The sequence below is a fragment of the Streptomyces sp. NPDC017520 genome, from assembly GCF_044329855.1.
Classification (GTDB): domain Bacteria; phylum Actinomycetota; class Actinomycetes; order Streptomycetales; family Streptomycetaceae; genus Streptomyces.
This window is the reverse complement of sequence record NZ_JBIRKB010000006.1, coordinates 117,798-138,563: the sequence shown is the minus strand read 5'-3', so window position 1 is coordinate 138,563 and position 20,766 is coordinate 117,798. Positions and strand designations below refer to the sequence as shown.

14 protein-coding genes and 1 pseudogene are annotated in these 20,766 nt (G+C 72.3%); 7 read left to right on the top strand and 8 right to left on the bottom strand.

The annotated features are described in order from the left end of the window. Window positions 1-138: 138 nt before the first annotated feature. From ACH4KB_RS16385 to ACH4KB_RS16370, 4 genes are all read right to left on the bottom strand, one after another. A complete protein-coding gene (locus ACH4KB_RS16385) occupies window positions 139-2,166 on the bottom strand; it encodes an NAD-binding protein (RefSeq protein ID WP_398066626.1) in 2,028 nt (675 codons plus the stop codon). A gap of 30 nt (window positions 2,167-2,196) precedes the next feature. Next, window positions 2,197-7,371 carry a DNA repair ATPase gene (locus ACH4KB_RS16380; RefSeq protein WP_398066625.1) on the bottom strand — a complete coding sequence of 1,725 codons (5,175 nt, stop codon included), beginning with the start codon at window positions 7,369-7,371 and terminating at the stop codon, window positions 2,197-2,199. A gap of 597 nt (window positions 7,372-7,968) precedes the next feature. Beyond that, window positions 7,969-10,125 carry a flotillin family protein gene (locus tag ACH4KB_RS16375; protein WP_398066624.1) on the bottom strand — a complete coding sequence of 719 codons (2,157 nt, stop codon included), beginning with the start codon at window positions 10,123-10,125 and terminating at the stop codon, window positions 7,969-7,971. Between the two features lie 192 nt (window positions 10,126-10,317). Beyond that, a complete protein-coding gene (locus tag ACH4KB_RS16370; protein ID WP_398066623.1) occupies window positions 10,318-11,004 on the bottom strand; it encodes a hypothetical protein in 687 nt (228 codons plus the stop codon). 444 nt (window positions 11,005-11,448) lie between these two features. On the opposite strand from ACH4KB_RS16370, the gene ACH4KB_RS16365 reads away from it, so the two are divergent. Further along, window positions 11,449-12,522, top strand: a complete 1,074-nt coding sequence (locus tag ACH4KB_RS16365) for a PucR family transcriptional regulator (protein WP_398066622.1) — start codon at window positions 11,449-11,451, stop codon at window positions 12,520-12,522. A 152-nt stretch (window positions 12,523-12,674) separates the two neighbouring features. On the opposite strand, the gene ACH4KB_RS16360 is transcribed toward ACH4KB_RS16365, so the two are convergent. From ACH4KB_RS16360 to ACH4KB_RS16350, 3 genes are all read right to left on the bottom strand, one after another. Then, window positions 12,675-13,130 carry a tellurite resistance TerB family protein gene (locus tag ACH4KB_RS16360; RefSeq protein WP_398066621.1) on the bottom strand — a complete coding sequence of 152 codons (456 nt, stop codon included), beginning with the start codon at window positions 13,128-13,130 and terminating at the stop codon, window positions 12,675-12,677. A gap of 226 nt (window positions 13,131-13,356) precedes the next feature. Next, window positions 13,357-14,646: a cation:proton antiporter gene (locus ACH4KB_RS16355; RefSeq protein WP_398066620.1), complete on the bottom strand. Its 1,290-nt coding sequence runs from the start codon at window positions 14,644-14,646 to the stop codon at window positions 13,357-13,359. A gap of 2 nt (window positions 14,647-14,648) precedes the next feature. Then, the gene (locus ACH4KB_RS16350) at window positions 14,649-15,119 is read right to left on the bottom strand and encodes a cation:proton antiporter regulatory subunit (RefSeq protein ID WP_398066619.1); all 471 of its coding nucleotides are present in this window, start codon (window positions 15,117-15,119) and stop codon (window positions 14,649-14,651) included. A gap of 360 nt (window positions 15,120-15,479) precedes the next feature. Here ACH4KB_RS16350 and ACH4KB_RS16345 point away from each other — a divergent pair, with 360 nt between their 5' ends. The 5 genes from ACH4KB_RS16345 to ACH4KB_RS16325 all read left to right on the top strand — a co-directional run bounded on the left by ACH4KB_RS16345 (window position 15,480) and on the right by ACH4KB_RS16325 (window position 18,976). Continuing rightward, window positions 15,480-16,124 (top strand): dihydrofolate reductase family protein, encoded by a 645-nt coding sequence (locus ACH4KB_RS16345; protein WP_398066618.1) that lies wholly within the window; start codon window positions 15,480-15,482, stop codon window positions 16,122-16,124. Window positions 16,125-16,277: 153 nt separating this feature from the next. Beyond that, on the top strand, window positions 16,278-16,817 hold the full coding sequence (locus tag ACH4KB_RS16340) for a hypothetical protein (RefSeq protein ID WP_398066617.1): 540 nt from the start codon (window positions 16,278-16,280) through the stop codon (window positions 16,815-16,817). Between the two features lie 300 nt (window positions 16,818-17,117). Beyond that, the gene (locus ACH4KB_RS16335) at window positions 17,118-18,371 is read left to right on the top strand and encodes a helix-turn-helix domain-containing protein (protein ID WP_398066616.1); all 1,254 of its coding nucleotides are present in this window, start codon (window positions 17,118-17,120) and stop codon (window positions 18,369-18,371) included. Between the two features lie 94 nt (window positions 18,372-18,465). After that, window positions 18,466-18,675: a hypothetical protein gene (locus tag ACH4KB_RS16330; protein WP_398066615.1), complete on the top strand. Its 210-nt coding sequence runs from the start codon at window positions 18,466-18,468 to the stop codon at window positions 18,673-18,675. A 178-nt stretch (window positions 18,676-18,853) separates the two neighbouring features. Beyond that, entirely contained in the window at window positions 18,854-18,976 is a 123-nt protein-coding gene (locus ACH4KB_RS16325; protein ID WP_398066614.1) for a hypothetical protein, read from the top strand. A 59-nt stretch (window positions 18,977-19,035) separates the two neighbouring features. Here ACH4KB_RS16325 and ACH4KB_RS16320 read toward each other — a convergent pair. After that, window positions 19,036-19,396: pseudogene (locus ACH4KB_RS16320) on the bottom strand (hypothetical protein); the annotation flags it as partial. 200 nt (window positions 19,397-19,596) lie between these two features. On the opposite strand from ACH4KB_RS16320, the gene ACH4KB_RS16315 reads away from it, so the two are divergent. Continuing rightward, a complete protein-coding gene (locus ACH4KB_RS16315) occupies window positions 19,597-20,676 on the top strand; it encodes a hypothetical protein (protein ID WP_398066613.1) in 1,080 nt (359 codons plus the stop codon). Window positions 20,677-20,766: the final 90 nt, after the last annotated feature.

Here is a 20,766-nt window from a genome sequence, read left to right as displayed (position 1 = left end):
CCGGGTTCCGGTGGCCCGGTGACCGTAGCCGGTGCCGGGTTCCGGTGGCCGGGTGACCGTAACCGGTGCCGGCTTCCGGTGGCCGGGTGCCGTCGGGCACCTGCCGCCCCGGCGCCCGCCCCTGCCACCCCGGAGCCCCTACCGTCTCGGCGCCACCGACCGCTGCCGTCGCAGCAGTTCCGCGAGCCCCCGGCGGGTGGCGGCGATCACCACCCGGTCCGTGGCGCGCAGGACGTAGCCGGGGTGCAGGTCCCAGACCAGTCCGGACGGCAGCGGCTCCGCGTCGCCGTCCGGACTGTACGACGGAATCGCGGCGAGGTCCGGGGCCCGGTCGGCCGGCGGGGTCGCGTCGATGGCCAGGACCCGCCAGGCGCCCGCGCGGAAGGCCTGCTCGACCGTGTGACCCTCCAGCTGGGGGTGCCCCGCCACCTCCAGGGCCGCGAACAGCATGACCTTGCGCTCGACCGGGATCGCACCGAGGATCTGGCGGCCCATCATGGCGCCGGCGAAGGCAGGGGCGGCCAGGTGGGAGACGGAGCGGGAGCGGGTCAGGGCCCCGGGGTGCGCGGTGCGCAGGGTGCGGTAGACGGCGGTGGCGAACTCGTCGTCGTACAGCCGCAGCGCGACCCTGAGGTCCGGCTTCACCGAACGGGCGTACAGCGCCGCTTCCAGGTTCGTGGTGTCGATGCTGGTGAGGGCGAGGAGGGCGCGGGCGCGGCGGATCTTGGCCGCCTCCAGGACGCCTTCCTGGGTGACGTCGCCGATGACGGTCGGCACGTGCAAGGAGCGCGCCAGCGGGATGCCGCGCGCGTCGGGGTCCTCCTCGACGACGACCACGGGGACGTCGAGTTCGCGAAGCTGTACGAGGACGCGCGTGCCGATCTTGCCGAGCCCCAGCAGCACCACGTGCCCCGACAGACCGCGCGGTGGGCGGCGCAGCGAGGAGGCGGTGCGCAGAGTGCCGAACGCCTCCAGTACGGCGGCGACCAGCAGCGGGAGCAGGAGGAGCCCGGCGATACCGGAGAGGAGCTGGATGATCTGCCGGGCGTCCGGGCCGCCCTCCGCCGGATCACCCATCGCCAGCAGGTCGAGCAGCGTCAGATAGGTGGAGTGCACCACGCTGTCCTTGGTGGTCACGACCGACGCGATCACCAGGGCGATCACCGAAGCCGCGACCCCGAGGGCCGACCAGCGCAGCCTGCGGGAGAAGACCTGCGAGAGCGGAGCTCCCCTGCCGCCCATCCGGGTGGCCGGACGGGCCGGGTCGGCCCGGCTGACCGCTTCGAGGACCACCGTGCCCCGGCCCGTCGCGGCGGCGACGGCGCTCTCGTCGGGCAGCAGCTGCGGGGCCTCGTCGCCGCTGCTGTCCGAACCCTCCGCGCCCGCCGGGTCGTTGGTGGTGGAGGAGAGCAGGGCGAGGGTGCACAGACCGGGGTCGGCCGTCTCGCCGGGGCGCGGCGGCGGGCGTTCGGCGGCGCGCAGGAGCAGCCCCTCGGCCTGGATGATCTTGCTGCTGCCGGTGAGGGCGGTGGCGGCGAGGGCTGGGGCGGCGGTGTCGGCGTCGGACAGGACGGTGGTGGAGGCGTCCAGCAGCGCCGGGGCGATGCCGGGCATGGCGACGGCCGCCGCCTGGTCGAGCAGCTCCTCCAGGTGGAGCCCGAGCTTGCGGTTGTAGAGCCGGATCACCAGCCGCAGACGGGGGTTGAGGCGGCGGGCGGTCAGGGCGGCGCGGATGTTGCGCTCGTCGTCGTCGTAGACGAGCGCGAGGGCGGCGGCCCGGTCGACGCCCGCCTCCTCCAGTACGTCGTCGGACGGTTCGGGGGCCTCCATGATGCGGACGGCCTCGACCCCGGCGTTGGTGTCGCCGCTGCTGCCCCCGGCCGTCGCGCTGCCGTCCCCGGCCGTCCCGTTGCCGTGGCCCGCGCGGTTCATCGCCGCCGACATCCGGCCGAACAGGGCCGCCGCCCGCCCCCGTTGGGTCAGTGGCGTCTCCGGGCTGTTCGCCTCCCGGCCCGGGGGCAGGAGCAGGGTGACCCTCTCCCCGTAGACGTAGCGCAGCTCCACGGCGAGCCGGCGCGCCAGGGCGTCGTCGCCGCAGACGATCATGTGGCCGGCCGACGGCGGGCGTCCCGGCTGCTGAGGAAGTGGAGGCACGAAACCCAGCATGCCGTGATCCTTCCGGCTCGGTCTCCCCGGTCAGTGTGGAGTGTTGGCGATCTTCGCATGGTGGTTCGGAGCCGCCCGGTCGTTGAGCCCGCCCACCGGGCTCTGGTGTCCGTCCCCCGGGCCCTGGTGCCCGTCCCCCGATCCCTGCGGTCCGTCCCCCGGGCCCTGGCGCCCCTCCCCCGATCCCTGCGGTCCGCCCGCCAGCAGGTGCCGGGGGTCCGCCGCGCGCTGGATCGCCGTCTCTACCGCCGCGATCCGGTCCGCGAGCAGACCGAGCGCGGCCACCGCCCTCGTCATGGGGTCGCCGTCCGGGCCGCCGAGCGCCTGCGTGCGGACGTAGGACGCGGTGATCGCCGCCCACCGCTCGGCCTGTTCGGCGGTGAGCGTGGAGCGCAGGGCGGCCAGCTTGAGGAGGTTCGCCTCGGCCCCCGTGGTGAGCGTCTGGGCCTCGCCGGCGTAGTGGTCGTCGACGACGGCGGACAGCTCGTCGTCGTTCATGACGGGCACGATCCGCTCGGCGATCTTGTTCATGTTGCGGTAGGAGCCCTGGAGCCGGAACGGCGGCTCGGTGCGCGTGGCGTCCGTTCGCGCGGCCGAGGCGATGTACGCCGCGTTCACGGCGAGCACGGTGTCCCGGGCGGTGAGGAGATGGCGCAGCACGGCCAGGATGGAATCCAACTCGGCAGCGCTGTACGGGTGTTCAAGGTGCTCCGCACGCGCCGCCGGGTCGCTTCCGCCCGCCAGCCGCACCAGCAGCGCCAGGTCGTCCCGGGACCGGGCGGCCAGCGGGGCGAGCACCGGGTTGGCGGTCAGGGCGTTCTCCACGAAGCTCAGCGCGAAGACGTCGTCCCGGCCGCTGAGGACCTCGCCGAGGTTCCAGACGTCGGCCCGGTTGGCGAGCATGTCGGGGATCCGGAACTGCTCGCCGGACTCGGTGTACGGGTTGCCCGCCATGCACACCGCGAACCGCTTGCCGCGCAGGTCGTAGCTGCGCGGCTCGCCGTCCCGCACGCCCTCGATACGGCGCGTGGCGTCGCACAGGGGGATGAACTTCTGGAGCAGTTCGGGCGAGGTGTGCTGGATGTCGTCGAGGTAGAGGAGTGTGTTGTTGCCCGCCTCCAGTGCGAAGTTGATCTTCTCGATCTCCTGGCGCGCGGTGGCGCTCGGGGCCCGGTCCGGGTCGAGCGAGGTCACGTCGTGGCCCAGGTTCGGCCCGCTGATCTTGACGAGCACCATGCCGAGCCGGTCCGCGACGTACTCCATCAGCGTCGTCTTGCCGTAGCCGGGCGGCGAGACGAGCAGCAGCAGCCCCTGCGAGTCGGTGCGCCGGTCGGCGTCGGCGGTGCCGAGCTGCTTGGCCAGGCTGTCGCCGATCAGCGGCAGATACACCTCGTCGAGCAGCCGGTTGCGGACGAACGCCGACATCACGCGCGGCCGGTGGTCGTCCAGCCGCAGCCGCTCGCGCTCGGCGGTCACCAGGGAGGTGCGCAGCCGCTGGTAGGCGCGGAAGCCGGGCACGGTGTGCGCGCGGAACTCGGCGGTACGGGCGAGGAGTTCGTCGATCCGTACGGTGAGGGCCCCGCCGCCCGCGATGCGCGGGTGGTCGCCGAGGAGGCCCTCCAGGCGCTCGGTGAGCGGCGCGTCGCAGACGTACCGTTCCAGCTCCGGGCTGAGCTCCACCGCCACGGCCTCCGCCAGGTCGCCGCCGTCGAGACCGGGTCCGCCGCCGGCGCCCGCCGTCTCGGCGTACGGGGCGAGCCAGCCCTCCACGAGCTGCTGCCGGGCGGCCGGGTCGTCGCCGAGGGCCGCGAGATCGTCGCCGTACGCGTCGGGGCCCACAGCCCGGTGGAAGGCCTCCAGGAAGGCGCGGACCGAGGAGCCCACGACGAATCCGGCGGGCCCGGTGGTCAGCTCCTCGAAGAGGTAGGCGGCGACGGCGTGACCCGGCGCGGACGGGGACGGGGAGCCGATCACCGCCGCCCACTCCTCCTGGAGGGCGTCGATGGCCGGGGCGAGCCCGAAGGTGTCGCGGGCGCGCGCCAGGGAGACCGCACGCCTCGTCCAGGAGGTGCGCAGCGCCTCATCGGTGCTGCACGCCCAGAAGAGCTGGGCCGCCGCGCGGACGGCGGGCTCGTGGCGCAGCAGTCCCGCGTCCGCGTGCAGACGCAGCAGCGCGGCCAGGATCGCGGTGGCGTCCTCGTCGTGGACGCCCCGCGTGTACCCCTCGGCGTACGCCTCGGCCGCCGACTCCCGCACCAGCCGGGCCAGTTCGACGTCGGTGAGCGCGGCGAGAGTCCCGGCCCCGTGCTCGTCGAGGAGGCGGGCGGCGAGGTGCTCGGCGCGGTAGACGGAGGCGTTCTCGGAGGGGAGCAGCTGCTCCCAGTACGGCCGGGCCGCCGCGAACGCCGGGTCGGTGACCGGGGCCCGGTAGTCCGTCCCGGTCAGGGCGAAGGCGAGGCTGTGCCCCTGCCCGTCCTTGTCCCCGGCGGGCACGAGCGTCAGGTCGAACGGCTGGGTGTTCACGGCGAACCGGTGGCGGCCCAGCCTGATCACGGACCCGCCGTCCGCGTACAGCTCGGTGCGGTCGCGCAGGGCCCGGCCCGCCTCCTGACGGGCCGCCTTCAGCCGCCCGTCCAGCTCCTCCGCCCGTACGGGATCGCCCAGTTCGCGCAGTTCGCCGGCTGTCCGGCGGACCTTGGCGACCATCGGGTCGGAGGCGAAGTAGGTGTGGACGGCGTCGAGGTCCTCCAGCGAGGCCACCCGCCGGGCGATGGTCTCCAGCACCCGGCCCGCCGACCCGGCCAGCCGCTCCGCGCGGCGCGCCCGCTCGTCCTGGAGCGTCTGCTTGCGCGCCGAGAACGCCTCGTACACCTCGGTGCGGCGCTCGGCCAGTTCGGCGAGGAAGTCGTCGAACTCAGCGAACCGCGACTCCAGGTTCTCCAGCTGGAGCAGCAGCCGGGCCAGTTGGTCGTCGCACGTCTCTGGAGTGCCGGCGGCGGCCAGCGCGCCCGTCACCGCCTGCCCGAGCAGCGCGAACTCGGCGGCGAACTCGGCCCGCCCCTCCTTCGACAACAGCTCCCGGCGGCGCGCTTCGAGCGTGGCGCGGGCCCGGTTCGCGCCGCCCAGCACCTCCGCGATCCGCTCCAGGATCGACGTACGCACGGTGGCGTCGCCGATGTCGAGACCGGCGACGACGTCCGTGACGGTGGCCAGCCCCTCCGTCATCGCGGACAGCCGATCGGTCACGGCGGACGCGTCCCGGACGGTCTCCAGCGCACCCGCGTCGGCCACGAGCCCCGCGATGTCCGCGTGGTACCCGTCGAACGCGTCCTCGCGGGCGAGGAACGACACGGCCCGCTGGGCGGCCGAGGCGATGTCGTCCTCGGTCCGGGCCGACAGCTCCGCGACGCGCTCGACGTCGGCGTACCGCATGTCGCCGACCGTCGACAAGTGGCCGTGCGCCTGGCGGAGTTCGGTCAGCCGCTCGACCCAGGCGGACGCCGACCCGGGAACCTCTCCGCGCACCCGGCGCACCAGCGCGGTGATGCGGGCGGCGGTCTCCTCCAGCGCGTCGGCGGCCCGCCGGGTCAGCTCCTGCACGGCGGTGAACTCGGCCAGCACCTGCCGCGCGGTGGCCCGCAGCTCACGCAACGGCTCGTCGAGCGCACCCAGGTCGGGGTCGGACAGCCAGTGGTACCGGTCCTGGGCACGGGCGCAGTCGGCGGCGAGCTGCCCGTAGACAGCGATCGTCGGCGTCATGTCCCGTACGCCGTGGGCGAGGGCGAGACAGTCGGAGATCCCGCGTACCAGGTCGGCGTTGCCGGTCCGGGCGAGCGGGCCGGTCCCGGCGGGGCGGGCGGCGGCGTAGGTGTCGGAGACGTACGGGGTCTCCCAGCGCTGCAAGGGGTGCACGCGCGCCGGCCCGTCCGGGGCGTCCCGGAGCAGGATCAGCGTCCCGTCGTCCAGCAGGGCGTGCCCACGTCCGGTGAGCGGGGTGGCGACCTCCTGACGGATCAGGTTGTAGGGGAGCAGGAGGCTGCGGAGCCCGTCGCGGGAGCGGAAGACGTAGAGCACGTCCTCCCCGTTGGGCGAGCGGACCGCGCCCTCGAAGACCGGCTCGGTCAGTTCCTCGGCGGTATCGAAGGTCTTCGCGGTGCCGGTGGTGAGGTAGTAGCCGCCGGGGAAGATGATCCCCTGGTCCTCGGGGAGCCGGTGGCAGGACGGGCCGATGCCGTCGAGCCGCTGGACGGTGGCGAGCAGCGAGTTGAAGACCAGGTGCCGCCAGGCGTCCTCCTTGTACGGGCGGATGCGCAGCAGCACCAGTGGCCCGACCTCCGCGTACTCGACGTCGGCGTCGGCCAGCGACTGCAACGGCTCGTCGACGGGCTCCTCGTAGATCCCGTCCGGTGACTCGGTGTCGTCGGTGACCTTGACGGTGAGGGTGCCGCCGAGCGTGTCGACGAAGAGCCCGCCGCCCTTGCCGACGGCGATGTGCGGATGGCGTCCCGGGACGTGGGCCTCACGCCCCGCCACGGTCCACGCGAAGTCGTGGGAGGGCGGGAAGACGTGGTCGCGTTCGCCCTGAGCGTCGAGGAACGCCCCCGGCGACCCGTCCGGTCCCAGCGCCCAGCGCAGCACCCGGATGTCCTCGGCGTTCTCGCCGGTCCGGAAGACGGCGAGGAGCCTGCCGTCGACGCGGCGCAGCCGCAGCAGGCGGGCGTCGCGGAAGTAGCGGTGGAGGGAGGAGAACTCGCGCCGGAAACCGGCGTCGTCGAGGAGGGTGGACTGCGCACCGGACTCCGCACCGGTCTCCGCACCGGACTCCGCACCGGACTCCGCTGCCGGGGCGTCGTCCGCCGGCGCGGAGTCCCGTACGAGGAGGACGTCCTCGACCTCGGTCTCGCCGCGCGCGTCCGGCCCGCGCTCGAAGCCGAAGAGCAACTGGCCGCCCACCGCGACGAGATCGCGGGGCACGGAGGCGCGCTCGGTGCGCAGCTGCTCGGTGGCGAGCAGCCGCAGCCCGGTCGAGCCGAACTCCTCGGTCCGCCGTACGTTGAGCGCCTCGGCCCGCCGCACCAGCTCCCCGGCCTGCGCCGAGAGCCGCCGCCGCAGCACCTCGTAGGCACCGGCGTCCACGTCGCCTGTTTCGCTCGGGGTGCCCTGCGGCGCGGTGGCGGTGGCGGTGGCGGTGGTGTCGCTGTCCATGCGTACGGCTCCCTACGTAGTGCATCGTCTTAGCCCGATCCGGCTCCCCGCGCCGGGTCCGGCCGCACCCGCTCGGTCCGGCTCCCCGCGCCGGGTCCGGCCGCACCCGCTCGGTCCGGCTCCCCGCGCCGGGTCCGGCCGCACCCGCTCGGTCCGGCTCCACCCAGCCTGTCCGGCGTTTGAGGACGGAACCCTGGGCTTGGTGAGCCCGCCCTTGATGTGTGTGGGTGGGCCGGGGTTCCCAGCCGGTCCGGCGCTTGAGGACGGAACCCCCGGCCTGGTGGGCCGGCCCTGACGGGCAGGTCGGCCCCTGGTGCCTGCCCGCCCCCGCCGGCGGGACGCACAACGTAGACCGCCGGCCCCCAGGCCCGAGGGTTCCGTCCTCAAACGCCGGACGGGCTGGGAGTGGCCGCCCTCGCCCGGTCCTGGCCCCCGGCCCGAGGGTTCCGTCCTCAAGCGCCGGACGGGCTGGAATTGGCCGGGGGTTCGTCCTCAAGCGCCGGACGGGCCGGGAGTGGCCGGGGGTTCGTCCTCACGCGGCGGACGGGCCGGGAGTGGCCGGGGGGCGTCCTCGACCGGCGGGCCGGGTGGAAGGCGCTACCCGAGCGCCCCGGCGCCGGCCCCGGCCCCCGCCCCCGCCCCGTTCCGCGACGCGGTCGTGGCCGTCGGAGCCACCGACGTACCCCCCGTCAGCGACGACACCGGCAGATCCGCCAGCCCCAGCTCCTTCGCCGCCGCCAGCAACTGCTGCACCTGACCCGACGCCGCCCCCGAAGCCCCCGGCCCCATCAGCCGCATCAGCAGCGCCGACACCGTCAGGTTCTGCACATCACCCGTGGTGAACGAGCCCAGCACCCGGCTGATGTCGTCGGTGAAGGACGACGAACCGTCCAGCCACGGCCCCGCCAACGCCTGCGCGGTCTGCGAGTTGTCGACGAACCCGTCCACCGCCTTGCCGAGCGAGATCGACGAGACGAGCCGGTCGAAGAAGACCGAGTCACCGCCGACGATGTCGATGTCGGCGTTCTCCAGGCCCGTCGCCAGGATCGTCGCCTGTGCCTCGGCGACCTGCCGCTGCACGTCAAGGCCGGCCAGCCGGATCTCCTTCTCCGCGTCGAGCCGCAGCCGGTACTCCTCGTGCCCGCGCGACGCCTCGTCCAGCGCCGCCATCGCGGCCGCCTTCTCCGTGAGCCCCGCGGCCTCCGCCTTCAGCTTCTCGCCGATGACCGCCGCGTCGGCGGTCGCCTGGGCCGCGGTGCCCTCCGCCGTGGCGAGCGCCTTGAGCCGCGAGCCCTCCGCCTCGGCCTTGAGCCGGGCCGCCGTCGCCTCGGCCTCCGCGAGACCGGCCTTCTCGGTGACGTCCGCCTCCGCGTCCCGCACCTGTACGGCGGCGAGCCCGGGAGCGGCCGTCTCGGCCTGGATGCCCTCGGCGAGCCGCAGCTTGGCCTGCGCGTCGAGGTCCGCGGTCTTGAGCCGGGCCTCGGCGAGTGTGAGCTGCTCGGCCGCCAGGTGGGTGGAGGCCGCCTCCGCCGCCTCGGCCGCCTTGATGTCCTTGACCAGCTTCTCCTGGGCCTCCGCCTCGGCCGCGATGATGACCGACCTGCGGGACCGCTCGGCGTCCTCGACGGCGCGCAGGGTGAGGATCGACTCCTCCTGCTCCGCGACCGTGCGGTCCACCGCGATCCGCTCCCGGATGACGTCGGCGACCTCGCGGCGCTCGGCCTCGACCTCCTTCATGGCGGCGATCCGGTTCAGCTCGGTCTCGCGCTCGCGCCCGATGACCTCCAGCATCCGGTCCTTCTCGATGCGCTCGCTCTCGACGGCGATGACGCGCTCGCGGTTCTTCTGCGCGACGGCGATCTCCCGCGACTGGTTCTCGCGCTGGATGCCGAGCTGCTCCTCGGTCTTGATGAACGCGGTCTGCGAACCGAGCCGCTCCTCCTCCTGCACCCGGGCGGTCGCCGCCTCCTCGCGGGCCCGCAGCACCTCGACCTCGCGGCGCTGCTTGATCTCCGCCTCGGCCTGCCGGCGCTCCAGTTCCAGGATCGTCTCGCGGGCGTCGACGTCCTGCCGGGTGATCTCCTTCTGCTCGGTGCGCTGGAACTCATTGGTCCGCACGTGCTCGATCGCGGTCAGCTCGGTGATCTTCCGGATGCCCTGGGCGTCCAGGATGTTGGCCCCGTCGAGCTGGGCCATCGGGGTCTGCTCAAGGAAGTCGATCGCGGCGTCGTCGAGGTGGTAGCCGTTCAGGTCGGTGCCGATGACCTGGATGATCCGGTCCCGGAACTCCTCGCGCTTGGTGTACAGGTCGACGAAGTCGAGCTGCTTGCCGACGGTCTTGAGCGCCTCGGAGAACTTCGCGGCGAAGAACTCCTGGATGGCGACCTTGTCGCTGGCCCGTGCCGTGCCGATGGACTGTGCGACCTTGATGACGTCCTCGACGGTCTTGTTGACCCGGACGAAGAAGGTGATCTGGATGTCGGCGCGGATGTTGTCCTGGCAGATCAGACCCTCGCGCCCGGCGCGGCGGATCTCGATCGTCTTCACCGAGATGTCCATCGTCTCGGCCTTGTGGAGCACGGGCAGGACGACGGCTCCGGTGAAGGTGACGTCGACCTTCTTGGTCTTGGAGATGATCAGCGCCTTGCCCTGCTCGACCTTGCGGAACAGCCGGGTGATGACGAAGGCGATGGCGATGACGATGAGCAGGACAACGGCGATGAGCACGCCGATGCCCAAGGAGATGGCATCCATTGAAGAGTCCTTGGCGGCTTGTCGGTACGGAAAGGGCACAAGCGAAGTAGAGGCGGCCTGCCCGTCCCGGGGGAGGGCGGCCGGTGGGCGGCGACGACGGTGGTGACCTGAGGTTGAAGTCCCGGCGGCCCGGAGTCGGCGGTCCGGCGGTCCGGCGGTCCGGCGATCCGGCGGTCCGGCGGCCCGTCCGGGTCAGCCGGTCGTTCCGCCGGGCAGCTCGTGCGGTCTGGTGTTCGGACCCGGATCGAGCGCCGCGTCGTAGGGCGAGACCCAGAAGAACTCGCCGTCCTCGTCGTACGCGTAGAGGAGTCCGGAGCCGCCCTTGACGAGCGGTGCTTCCTCGGCGGCCCGCCCGGAGAGCCGGGAGGCGGACGGGAACGGCCCGGCCGTGCGGACCTGCACGATGGCCGTCGACCCGTCGTGCGACACGACCTCGGCCTGGCCGAACGTCGCGGTGACGGAGCCGGTGCGGATCGTGCAGACGCTCCCGACGAAGTCCAGCCGCGATGGCGGAGGTTCCGCCGGGAAGTACCGGCGGAAGCGGTGGACGAGGAGCCGGACGGCCGCCCAGGCGAGGCACAGCGACCCGGCGAGTACGGCGACGGCGAGTACGGCGCGGGTGGTGCTGCCGATGTCGCTCCGGTGCAGCAGGACCGTGCCGCTCACGCTGCCGAACCAGGCGAACACGATCAGCAGGGAGACGGAGACGGAGACAGGGACGCCGCCGAGGCCGACCGGGCCGGTGTCGAGGTCCGCGTCGAAGGAGTCGTGGCCGGCGGCCCCCGCGAGCACCAGCAGCCAGAAGCAGACGACGACCACCAGAGCGGCGCCGAGGACGACGGCGGGGAATCCGAGTGTCGCGCTCAGGAATTCGCCCATCGGTCCTGCCCCCTGCGGTTCTGCGCACGGGCCGTGAGGCGGTGCGCGTCCGTGTCATTCGGTACGGGGGCGGCGAGCGGTCGCCCGGCGGGCGGGGCCCCGGCGCCGCGGCGTTGTCCGAGCCTGCCGCGGCGGCCGGGGTGCCCCCCCTCGGGACTCCTCCCGCCGGACCCCGGATCCTGGATGGTGGACCGTCCCCGATCCCCCGTGGACGGTCCGGAACCCGGAACCCGGAACCCGGGATTCGGGAGGGGTTTCTCCCCCCGTTTCCCGTGCTCCCCCGTGCTTCCCCCGTGTTGTTGCTGACCTGATCGTGTCATCCGGGACCGGCCCAGTGCATTGCCGGAACCCGGCAATCTTTACGCTTCACTCATGCCGGGCACCGGCATCGCCCCTTGTGCGTTGGGGAAATGACAAGACCGTTGCAAGGCTGAAGGAGATTGTGTGGCCGAGCTGAGGATTCCCGAGGCAATGCTGGGCGATTATGCCCGCATACTGGGCGAAGTCGCCCTCACCGGCCGCCGTTTGACCCGTGACGAACTGGAAGCCCGCCGTGCGCTGGGCCGTGCGGCGGCGGACGCGGGGCATCAGCTCCGCGCTCTGGTGACGATGCATCTGGCGCAGACCCGAGAGGCCTGGCCACGTGGAGCTGCCGGAAACTCCCCTGCCACGACCGACGCCGTCCTGGCCGCTGTGGAGCAGGCGGTCGACGCGTTCGCCGAGGGTTTCGAGCGTGCCCAGCGGCTCACCGTGCGCCGGGAGGAGGCGGCACGCCGGGAGTTCATCGACGACCTGCTCTACGGGCGCAGCGATCTGGTGCGGCTCGCGGAGCGGGCGACCCGCTTCGGCCTGCGGCTTTCCCGGGCGCACGCGGTGGCGGTGGCGTCCGGCCCGGAGGCGTACACGGAGACGGACGCGGCGCCGCGCAGTGTGGAGGCGGCGCTGCTGGCGCGGTTCGGCGGTCGCAAGATCCTGCTGACGACGAAGGACGGCCGGATCGTCTGCATCGCACCGGGCAGTCAGCCCGACGTCCTGCGCTACTTCGCCAAGCAGGCGCACGCGGCGACGGACGGCGGCCAGGTCGCGGTCGGCCGCCCGCACAAGGGCCCCGGCGGGGTGGTCCACTCGTACGACGAGGCGCTGCAAGCCCTCGACCTGGCGGACCGGATGGGGATGGACGACCCCGTGCTGTACGCCTCGGACCTCATGGTCTACCCGGTGCTGACCCGGGACCGGCAGGCGATGGCCGATCTGGTGCGCAGCGAGCTGGGCCCGCTCCAGAAGGCGCGGGGCGGCGCGGAACCGCTGCTGAACACCCTGGCGGTCTACTTCGACGCGGGGTGTGTCGCCGCCGAGACCGCCCGCCGGCTGGCGCTGAGCGTGCGGGCGCTGACGTACCGCCTGGAGCGCATCCACCAGTTGACCGGGTCAGACCCTTCGGACCCGGTGCACCGCTACAGCCTTCAGACGGCGGTCATCGGGGCCCGGCTGCTGGACTGGCCGGCCAAGGAGCTGTGACGGTCGCCCGCGGAGGGAGAGTGGGGGCGGGGGACGGAGAGTGCGGCCGGGGGTGCTCAGGGGGGTGACGCACCCCCGGCCTGCCGGTGGGGAGGGGACGCGGTCCGGTGGTCTGCCGGCCCGCGCGACCGCACCGGCGGTCCTGGTGGGTTCTACACGTCGAACTCGTGCGGCGGCAGGTCGAGCGCGAAGCACGCCTCCCGCACGACGGCCTGCTCGGACGGGTCGAAGTCACCGTCGGCGCCGCCGATGACGATGCCGATCTGGACCACGGCACGGGCCTCGGTCGGCTTCTTCTTCGCCTTGGCGATCTCCTGGAGAACGCTGACCTTGCCGAAGGCGAAGTCGGCGGTGAGCTGGTCGACGTAGCCGTTGAAGCGGCGTTGCAGGTCGTCCGCGGGGAAGTTCCGCAGGACGTCGTTGGTCGAGATGAGCGTCGCTACGCGCTGACGCTCCGACGGGTCGATGGAACCGTCGGCGGCGGCGACGAGGGCGCACATGGCCATGCTCGCGTCCCGGAATGATCCCGACTTCAGGTCGTTCTTCTTCGCCTCCAGCTGCGTCTGCATCGACGACGCGGATTCTTTGATGCGATCCCACAGAGCCATGACGTCTCCCTACGTTGCGGTGCGAATCCGGAACCGGAACCGGAGCGGGAACCGGAACCGTCGTAACTCTACAGTCGTGTAGATATCAACGGTGAGGCGCGGGGTGCCTTCACCACCCTGTGCCACCCTTCACCACGAAGTTCCCGGACACGGCGAAGCCCCCGGGCACGGTGAAGGGTGTCCGAGGGCTTCGTCGTGGGCCGCGAGCGGCGGGGCCGGAAGGCGGCTACTCGCGCGTCTCCCCCGCCGGTTCGGGGGTGAGGTCGTCGTGCGACGGCAGCCGGCGCTCGGGAGCGGACTTCGCGACGGGCTCCTTCTCCGCGCCGCTCGTGCCCTTGCTCTTCCCGTCGCCGTCGCCGCCGCCGCGACGGGCCTCGATCCTCGCCGCGAGGGGCTGCGTCCACCGGGCGGTGAGCGGGCCGAGGACGACGAGGATCAGGACGTACGCGGTGGCGATGGGGCCGATGCGCGGCTCGGTGGCCACAGCCAGACCGGCGATCACGATGGAGAACTCACCGCGCGCCACGAGGGTGCCGCCCGCCCGCCAGCGGCCGCGCGAGCCGATGCCGGCGCGCCGGGCCGCGTAGTAGCCGGTGGCGATCTTGGTGAAGGTGGTGACGATGGCCAGCAGGGCCGCGGGCAGCAGAACCGGCGGGATGTCGGCCGGGTTCGTGGAGAGCCCGAAGAAGACGAAGAACACGGCGGCGAACAGGTCCCGCAGCGGGGTGAGCAGCTTGCGGGCGCCCTCGGCGACCTCGCCGGAGAGCGCGATGCCGACGAGGAACGCGCCGACGGCCGCGGACACCTGGAGCTGCTGGGCGACACCGGCGACGAGGACGGTGAGGCCGAGGACGACCAGGAGCAGCATCTCCGGGTTGTCGGAGGAGACCGCGCGGCTGATCAGGCGGCCGTGGCGGAGCGCCAGGTAGAGGACGAATCCGACGGCCCCGAGCGCGATCACGAGCGCGAGGCTGCCGCCGGCCAGGCTGACCCCGGCGAGCATGGCGGTGAGCAGCGGCAGGTACACCGCCATCGCCAGGTCCTCCATGACGAGGACGCCGAGGACGACGGGTGTCTCGCGGTTGCCGAGCCGACCGAGATCGGTCATGACCTTGGCGATCACCCCGGACGACGAGATCCAGGTGACACCGGCGAGCGCGACCGCGCCCACGGGGCCCCAGCCGAGGATCAGGGCCGCGACGGCGCCGGGCGTCGCGTTGAGCACGAAGTCCACGGCGCCGGACGGGTACTGCGTCTTGAGACTGGTGACCAGCTCGGACGCGCTGTATTCGAGCCCCAGCAGGAGAAGCAGCAGGATGACGCCGATCTCGGCGCCCACCATGGTGAACTCTTCGCTGGCCTTGAGCGGGATCAGCCCGCCGTGTCCGAACGCCAGCCCGGCGAGGAGGTAGAGCGGGATCGGGGAGAGGCCTATCCGCCCGGCGAGCCGCCCCACGAGCCCCAGCCCGAGGATGACGGCTCCCAGCTCCACCAGCAACGCAGTCGTGTCATGCACGGTCAGCCCTCCGCAATGATCTCGGAGAGCGCGTCGACGCCCTCACGCGTACCGACGGCGACGAGTGTGTCCCCGATGGCCAGTCGAAAATCCGGTTCCGGCGACGGGTGCGCGCTGTGGGTGCGCAGCACCGCCACGATGGACGCCCCGGTCCGTGTCCGTGCCCGCGTCTCCCCCAGCAGCCGCCCGCCGTACGGGGAGCGGGAGCCGAGCGGGATGTGCTCGGTGACGAGGTCGATGCCATCGGTCCGTACGGCGTCGATGGGTGCCGGATCGATGAGGTGCGCGAGCGCGGTGGCCTCGGACGTCGTCAGGGGGACGGAGAGTTGGCACGCATCAGGGTCGTCCTGTTCGTAGAACCCGATGAACCGGCGGCCGTCGTGGTGGACGACGACCGAAATGTGTTGGCCCGTCTCGGTCGTGAAGTCGTACTGAGCGCCCACTCCGGGCAGTGACGTGCGGCGGGTTCCCATGGCTTCCTCCCGAGACGTGCGGCGGTGCGCGCACTTGGCGATCTCTTTATCCGGCCATGACCTTATCGGGCGGCGAAAATTCGCCGGGGGGCCGAGGCCCGATGCCGTGAGGGCAGGTATGACGGGTGAATCCCACGAGCCACCGCCGTGGCCGACCTCGCCGCCCTGGCCGAAAATCGCCCTGGTCGTTCGGTGCGCGTACGCAGAAGTGGAGGGGCTATGTGCCGGCCGAGCCCGCCACCCAGGGCTTCTGCCGGGCGGTGCCGTGCCGTCACGTGATCTCTGCCCTCCGGCCGATGAGTTTTCCCTCCCCGCGGAGTCTCACCACCGTCGTTGACCACACAGAAGCAGGAGAAGCGCGTGACTCAGCTGTTGAAAGTCCAGAACTTCACCGTCTCCAGCGACGGCGTCGCCGCCGGAGAGGAGCAGTCGCTGGAGCGGCCGTTCGGTCACGTCGACCCCGAGCGGCTCTTCTCCTGGGCCGGGGCGACGGCGAGCTGGCCGAACCGCACGGAACCGGGCGGCAGCCGGGGCCTGGACGATTACCTCACGCGGGACTTCGCCCACAACATCGGCGCGGAGATCATGGGCCGCAACAAGTTCGGCCCCCAGCGCGGGCCTTGGGAGAACCACGAGTGGCAGGGCTGGTGGGGCGAGGAACCTCCGTTCCATACACCGGTGTTCGTGATGACCCACCACGAGCGCCCGTCGCTCACGCTGTCGGACACCACGTTCCACTTCGTCGACGGCGACCCGGCGTCGGTCCTCGACCGGGCGCGGGAAGCGGCGGAAGGCAAGGACGTGCGGCTCGGCGGCGGCGTCACCACGATCCGTGAGTTCCTCGACGCCGGCCTGGTAGACACCCTGCACGTGGCGGTCGCACCGGTGAAGTTGGGCACGGGCCTGCGTCTGTGGGACTCACCGGACGACCTGCGCGACCGTTACCACCTGGACGTCGTTCCGAGCCCGAGTGGCATGACGCACCACCTGTTCTGGCGAAAGTGACGCCGGGAGCCGGTCGAATCCGCGAAGTGCGGGGCGCGACCGCCGGGGATCGTGGAGAGTCTCTTGCGTAGTCGTCCGAGTGCGCAGAGGTACGGAGCGCGCCCGGACACCGCGTGATTGATTCCACCCGCAGCCTCGAAAAGGACTCCCGTCATGTCGCCCTTCGAACCTCGACACGCTCCCGCCGGCGATGTGGCCGCGGCGCTCATGCTGATCGACTCCCGGCTCAGGACCGTCCATGCGGGCAGGGACGGGACCGACCCCGAGCAGGAGCAACTGACCCAGCAGCTGCTCGCGTCACTGGGTCCGGAGGGCGTCGACGACGTGTTGGACGGAACCTGCACGCTCATCTACCTGTACATGAAGTGGCTCCGGGAGGCCCACGAGGCGCACGAGAAGGATGTCGTCGAATATGTGGTGCCGACCCTCGTCACCTCCCTGAAGATGCTGCCGAAAAGCGTCCCGCCCGAGGCCGTCCCCATGATGGCCGGCATGGCTATCGCGGCCGCCATCGGCCTGAGCCCCACCCTGTGGCGCAAGCAGTACGGCGACTGGACGGACGCGGAACTGACCCCGCTGGAGGCGACGGCGTTCCTGCTCGCCGAACACATCAACCGCATGACGGACGACCAGAACTTCGCGACCCGCATGATCACGGAGGCGATGACGCAGGTGGAGGCGGGGGCGGAGTAGGAGGGTGGGCGAGGATTGGCGCTGCGGGCCCTTTGAGGTGTGTTGGTCTATGTGACCGGCGTACGAGCAGCGGTTGTCCCGCCGATGCGTGTTCACCGGCCGTGACGGTGCAAGAGGACGGTGGCGGCGCACAGACACCGTCAGCGCGCCGGTCTGCTGCTCCGCCCACCCAGTGCGCTCCAAGGCGATCAGGGACTCGGGATGTCAACGTCAGCCATGACCGAAATCCCACGGACCGCCCACGAAAAGGGCCTTGCCCCATACCCTGAAGTGACGAGCTGTTCAGAGAGGGGCAAGGCCATGCCATCTGATGCTAGCCCGGACCCGTACACCGACCCGTTGGGATTCGGTCAGCGGATGCAGATTCTCCGGACCCGCCGAGGGATGAGCCGACCGGTCGCGGCCGGGCTGCTCGGCATGTCCCCCTCGTGGGTGAAGCAGCTGGAGCGAGGAGAGATCGGCATGCCCAAGCTCCCTGTTGTGCTGCGCATCGCCGAGCTGCTGCGGGTGCGGGACCTGTCGGACCTGACCGGCGACCAATCGGCGCCGGTCGACCTCTTCATCGGGCCTGGCCACTCCCGGCTGCCAGCGGTGCGGGACGCGGTGAACGCCCTGACGCTGAGCGGCCGGGACCGGCAGGCGCCGTCGGCCGTGCACCTCGCGGCCCGGCTCACGAAGGCCTGGACGGCACGCCACAAGGCACCGAACCACCGGGAGGTCATCGGCGAGTTGCTGCCTGGTCTGATCCGCGATGCCCAACTGGCGGTGCGGCAGGCGGACACGGCGGTTGACCACCGGGCGGCACAGGCCGTGCTGTCCGAGGTGTACTCGCTGGCCCAGTTCTTCATCGCGTACCAGCCCGACAGTGCCCTGCTGTGGCGGGTCGTCGAGCGGGGTATGGTCGCCGCTCAGGAGTCCGAGGACCCGCACGCGATCGGAGTGGCCGCGTGGCTGGCCGCGCAGGCGCACCGCGACTCCGGCCCGTCGCACTTCGACGCCGCAGACGCCATGACCCGCGAGGCACTCGGCTACTTGGAGCCCATGCTTCCCGACGCGGACGACCGGACGGCGGCGATCACCGGGGCACTGCAGCACGAGGCCGGGTACACGGCCGCCCGGCGGGGCGAGAAGGGCACCGCGTGGGGGTGGTGGGACAAGGCGCAGGCCACGGCCGGCCGCCTGCCCGCGGCCTATTACCACCCGGTGACGTCGTTCTCGCAGGCCATCATGGGTGCGCACGCGGTCACCATCGCGGTGGAGCTCCGGGCCGGCGGAGAGTCCGTGCGGCAGGCGGTTGCGTCGGACACAGCGACAATCCCCTCGCGGCCTCGGCTGGCCCGGCACCGGATCGAGGAGGCGCGCGCGTACCAGCTGGACGGGCAGCCCGAGACGGCGTTGGCGACGCTGGAACGCGCGCACAAGGCGGCCCCGGAGACGATCCGCTACAACGGTTACGCGAGGCGCATCGTGCTGGAGGAGACCGAATCGCGGATTCCGGCCCGGCGGCAGCGCGCGGCAGCGCTGGCTGAGCAGCTGGGGCTTCTGGCCGCGTAGCTCGAACAGGTGGGCGAGGGGCAGGATTCCTGCCCCTCGTTTGCTGTGCCCGCTCCTATGGTCCGAGGACTACTTCGACGACCGAGGAGACGCCGTGGTCACGCGACAGTTACCGCCGGTCCGCGACATGCTCGACCAGCAGCAGCGCGGCTGGGCGTGCGTCTGGTGCAGGGCCTTGCTCCCCGTCGGCTCAAGCGCCGACCTCGGCCAGCAGCGCGTGGTTCCCGAGACGGGGGCCGCCTACCTCTGGTTCCCGCGCGAGTGCCTGGACAAGGCCGAGTGCGCCCGGCGGACTGCCGGGTGACGCCAGTGAGCGAGCAGACAGCGCGCCGCCCGCGAGCCGGGTACACGTCGCCGGATTGCCGCGTCGCCACCGAATGGCCCGAGGGGCACCGGCTGTGCGTGGGTAACCGCCAGACCCTTGTGGGCACCGCCGTGGTCGAGACGCTGCGCTGTGCCTGCACCTGCCACCAGGAGAGATCATGAGCGACAGCAAGAAGCCCCCGCCGCCCGCGCCGAAGGACCCGGTGCTGGAGGACCTGGAGTGGCTCCAGCGGACCCGCGAGAAGCGGCTTGCCGAGGCTCGGGAGGACCGCGGCCGCTGATCTCCCGCCGGTACGGGGGTCACGGCGAGCCCGGGGCCGGCGCCCCCGATGCCCCTCTCTCACCAGCTCAGCAGCGTTCTCATCGTCTCCTCCGTCAGCCCCCGCGCCGGGTCCGTGGCCACCAACAGCGTTCGGGCGCGCGGGATTCCGCCCACGCCCGGCCTTCCGCCGTATGTGCGTCGTCCACCCAGGCCGTCGGGCGGTCCCCCGCGAAGGCCGCGATCGGCGGCGCCTTCTCCGCCGGGGCGAAGGGGACCGGGGGGAAGCGGATCACCGGCAGCGGCGGGAGGCCGAGGAACGGGGACAGGTACGTGTTCGCCTCGTCCTCCCGCCGGTGGCCCACACCAGGTCGAAGCGGTTGGCGAGGAGCTCCGGCCAGGGGGCGTGCGAGTCGTTCAGGCGGACCGGGGGGTCGTCGTCGCGCATGCGCCCACGGAATCAGTAAGTCACCTGGTCGGGTGGGGTGTTCCGCCTTTTGGTCCTCGCGCCTTCGCGGCTGCGGTACCGTGATCGCGTCATCACGCTCTGTGTGTACCCACACATGGGGCGGCCCCCGGTGGTGTTCGTAGCACCGTGCCGAGGGCCTTCACCCAACTAGTGGAACCAGGAGTCCACGCAGGATGCTTTGGCATGCTATCGCGCCCTCTCGGCGCTACACGAAGGCTTCGCACGATGTCGTGCGGCATCCGCGTCTGTGCAGTGACGCGAAGGTTCTGATTCTCTACGTTCAGGGGTTGCCGGACGGCGGCACGGACCTGGCGTTGTCCGAGCACGCCCGGAAGCTGGGCATCAAGGGGCGGGCGTTCCAGCGGGCCAAGGAGCAGTTGGTCATGTGCGGGTTCGTGCATGAGCGGCGGGTCTGCGGGGAGCGGGGGCGTTGGGTCACCCAGCAGCTGTTCGCCAACATGCCGATGGCCGAGGGGGATGTCCTGGCGCTGTGGCGCGACGCGGGCATCGGCGTCAGTGTTGCCTCGTCTCCGAGTGCACGGTTTCCGACCGTCGGTCAGCCGGGGCCCCGGCCGGTCGGTCACCAACTACCGGTAGACGAAGAACGAGAGAAGAACTTTCCCCACCCACCCACCGAAACCCCGGGCGCGGACGCGGAAGTGCCTGTGGGTCCGCTGACGGCTGAAGAGGCCGAGGCCGAGCGGGTGTTGTTGTCGCTGCGGCATGCGAGCCGTGGTCTCCGCCTCGGTGTCGCCGAGGCTCGTTCGCTCCTCGCGCAGACGGTGGAGTGGCTGCGGCGCGGGGTCTCCGGCGGTGAGTTGCGCCATGCGCTGAGCAGCAATCTGCCGCAGGACGGGGTCCGGTGCGCCGTGGGGTTCCTGCGGCACCGGCTGGAGCAGAAGATGCCCGAGGCCGCCGTCTCCGTACCCGACGCCGAGCCGGTGCGTCCGCCCTCGGACCCGCCGCCCCCGCCCCCGCCTGCCGTCCCCCGGTACGTCGCGCCCCTCGTCACCTGCGCCGGGCCCGGGACCGAGCACGTCTTCCGGGCCACGGCCGGGGAGACCGAATGCCCCGACTGCCAGCAGGCCGCCGCCTGGGCCCGCTGGGCCGAGCGCCGGGCCGCGGACCTCGGCGTCGACCTCGCCGACGACGCGGCGGCCGCCGTGGAGGCCGGGCGTGACCCGGACGGGTGGCGGGGTCGGCTCGCCGCGGCTGCTGCTGTCGGGGTGCCCGGGGGGCCCGGGGCTCTGTAGGGGGTTCAGCCGCGACCGGCAGGAGCCCGTGGGGTGATCGGGCGCGATCCGGCGGTTGACGCACCTTCGATGGTGCGCAGGGCGGGAGCC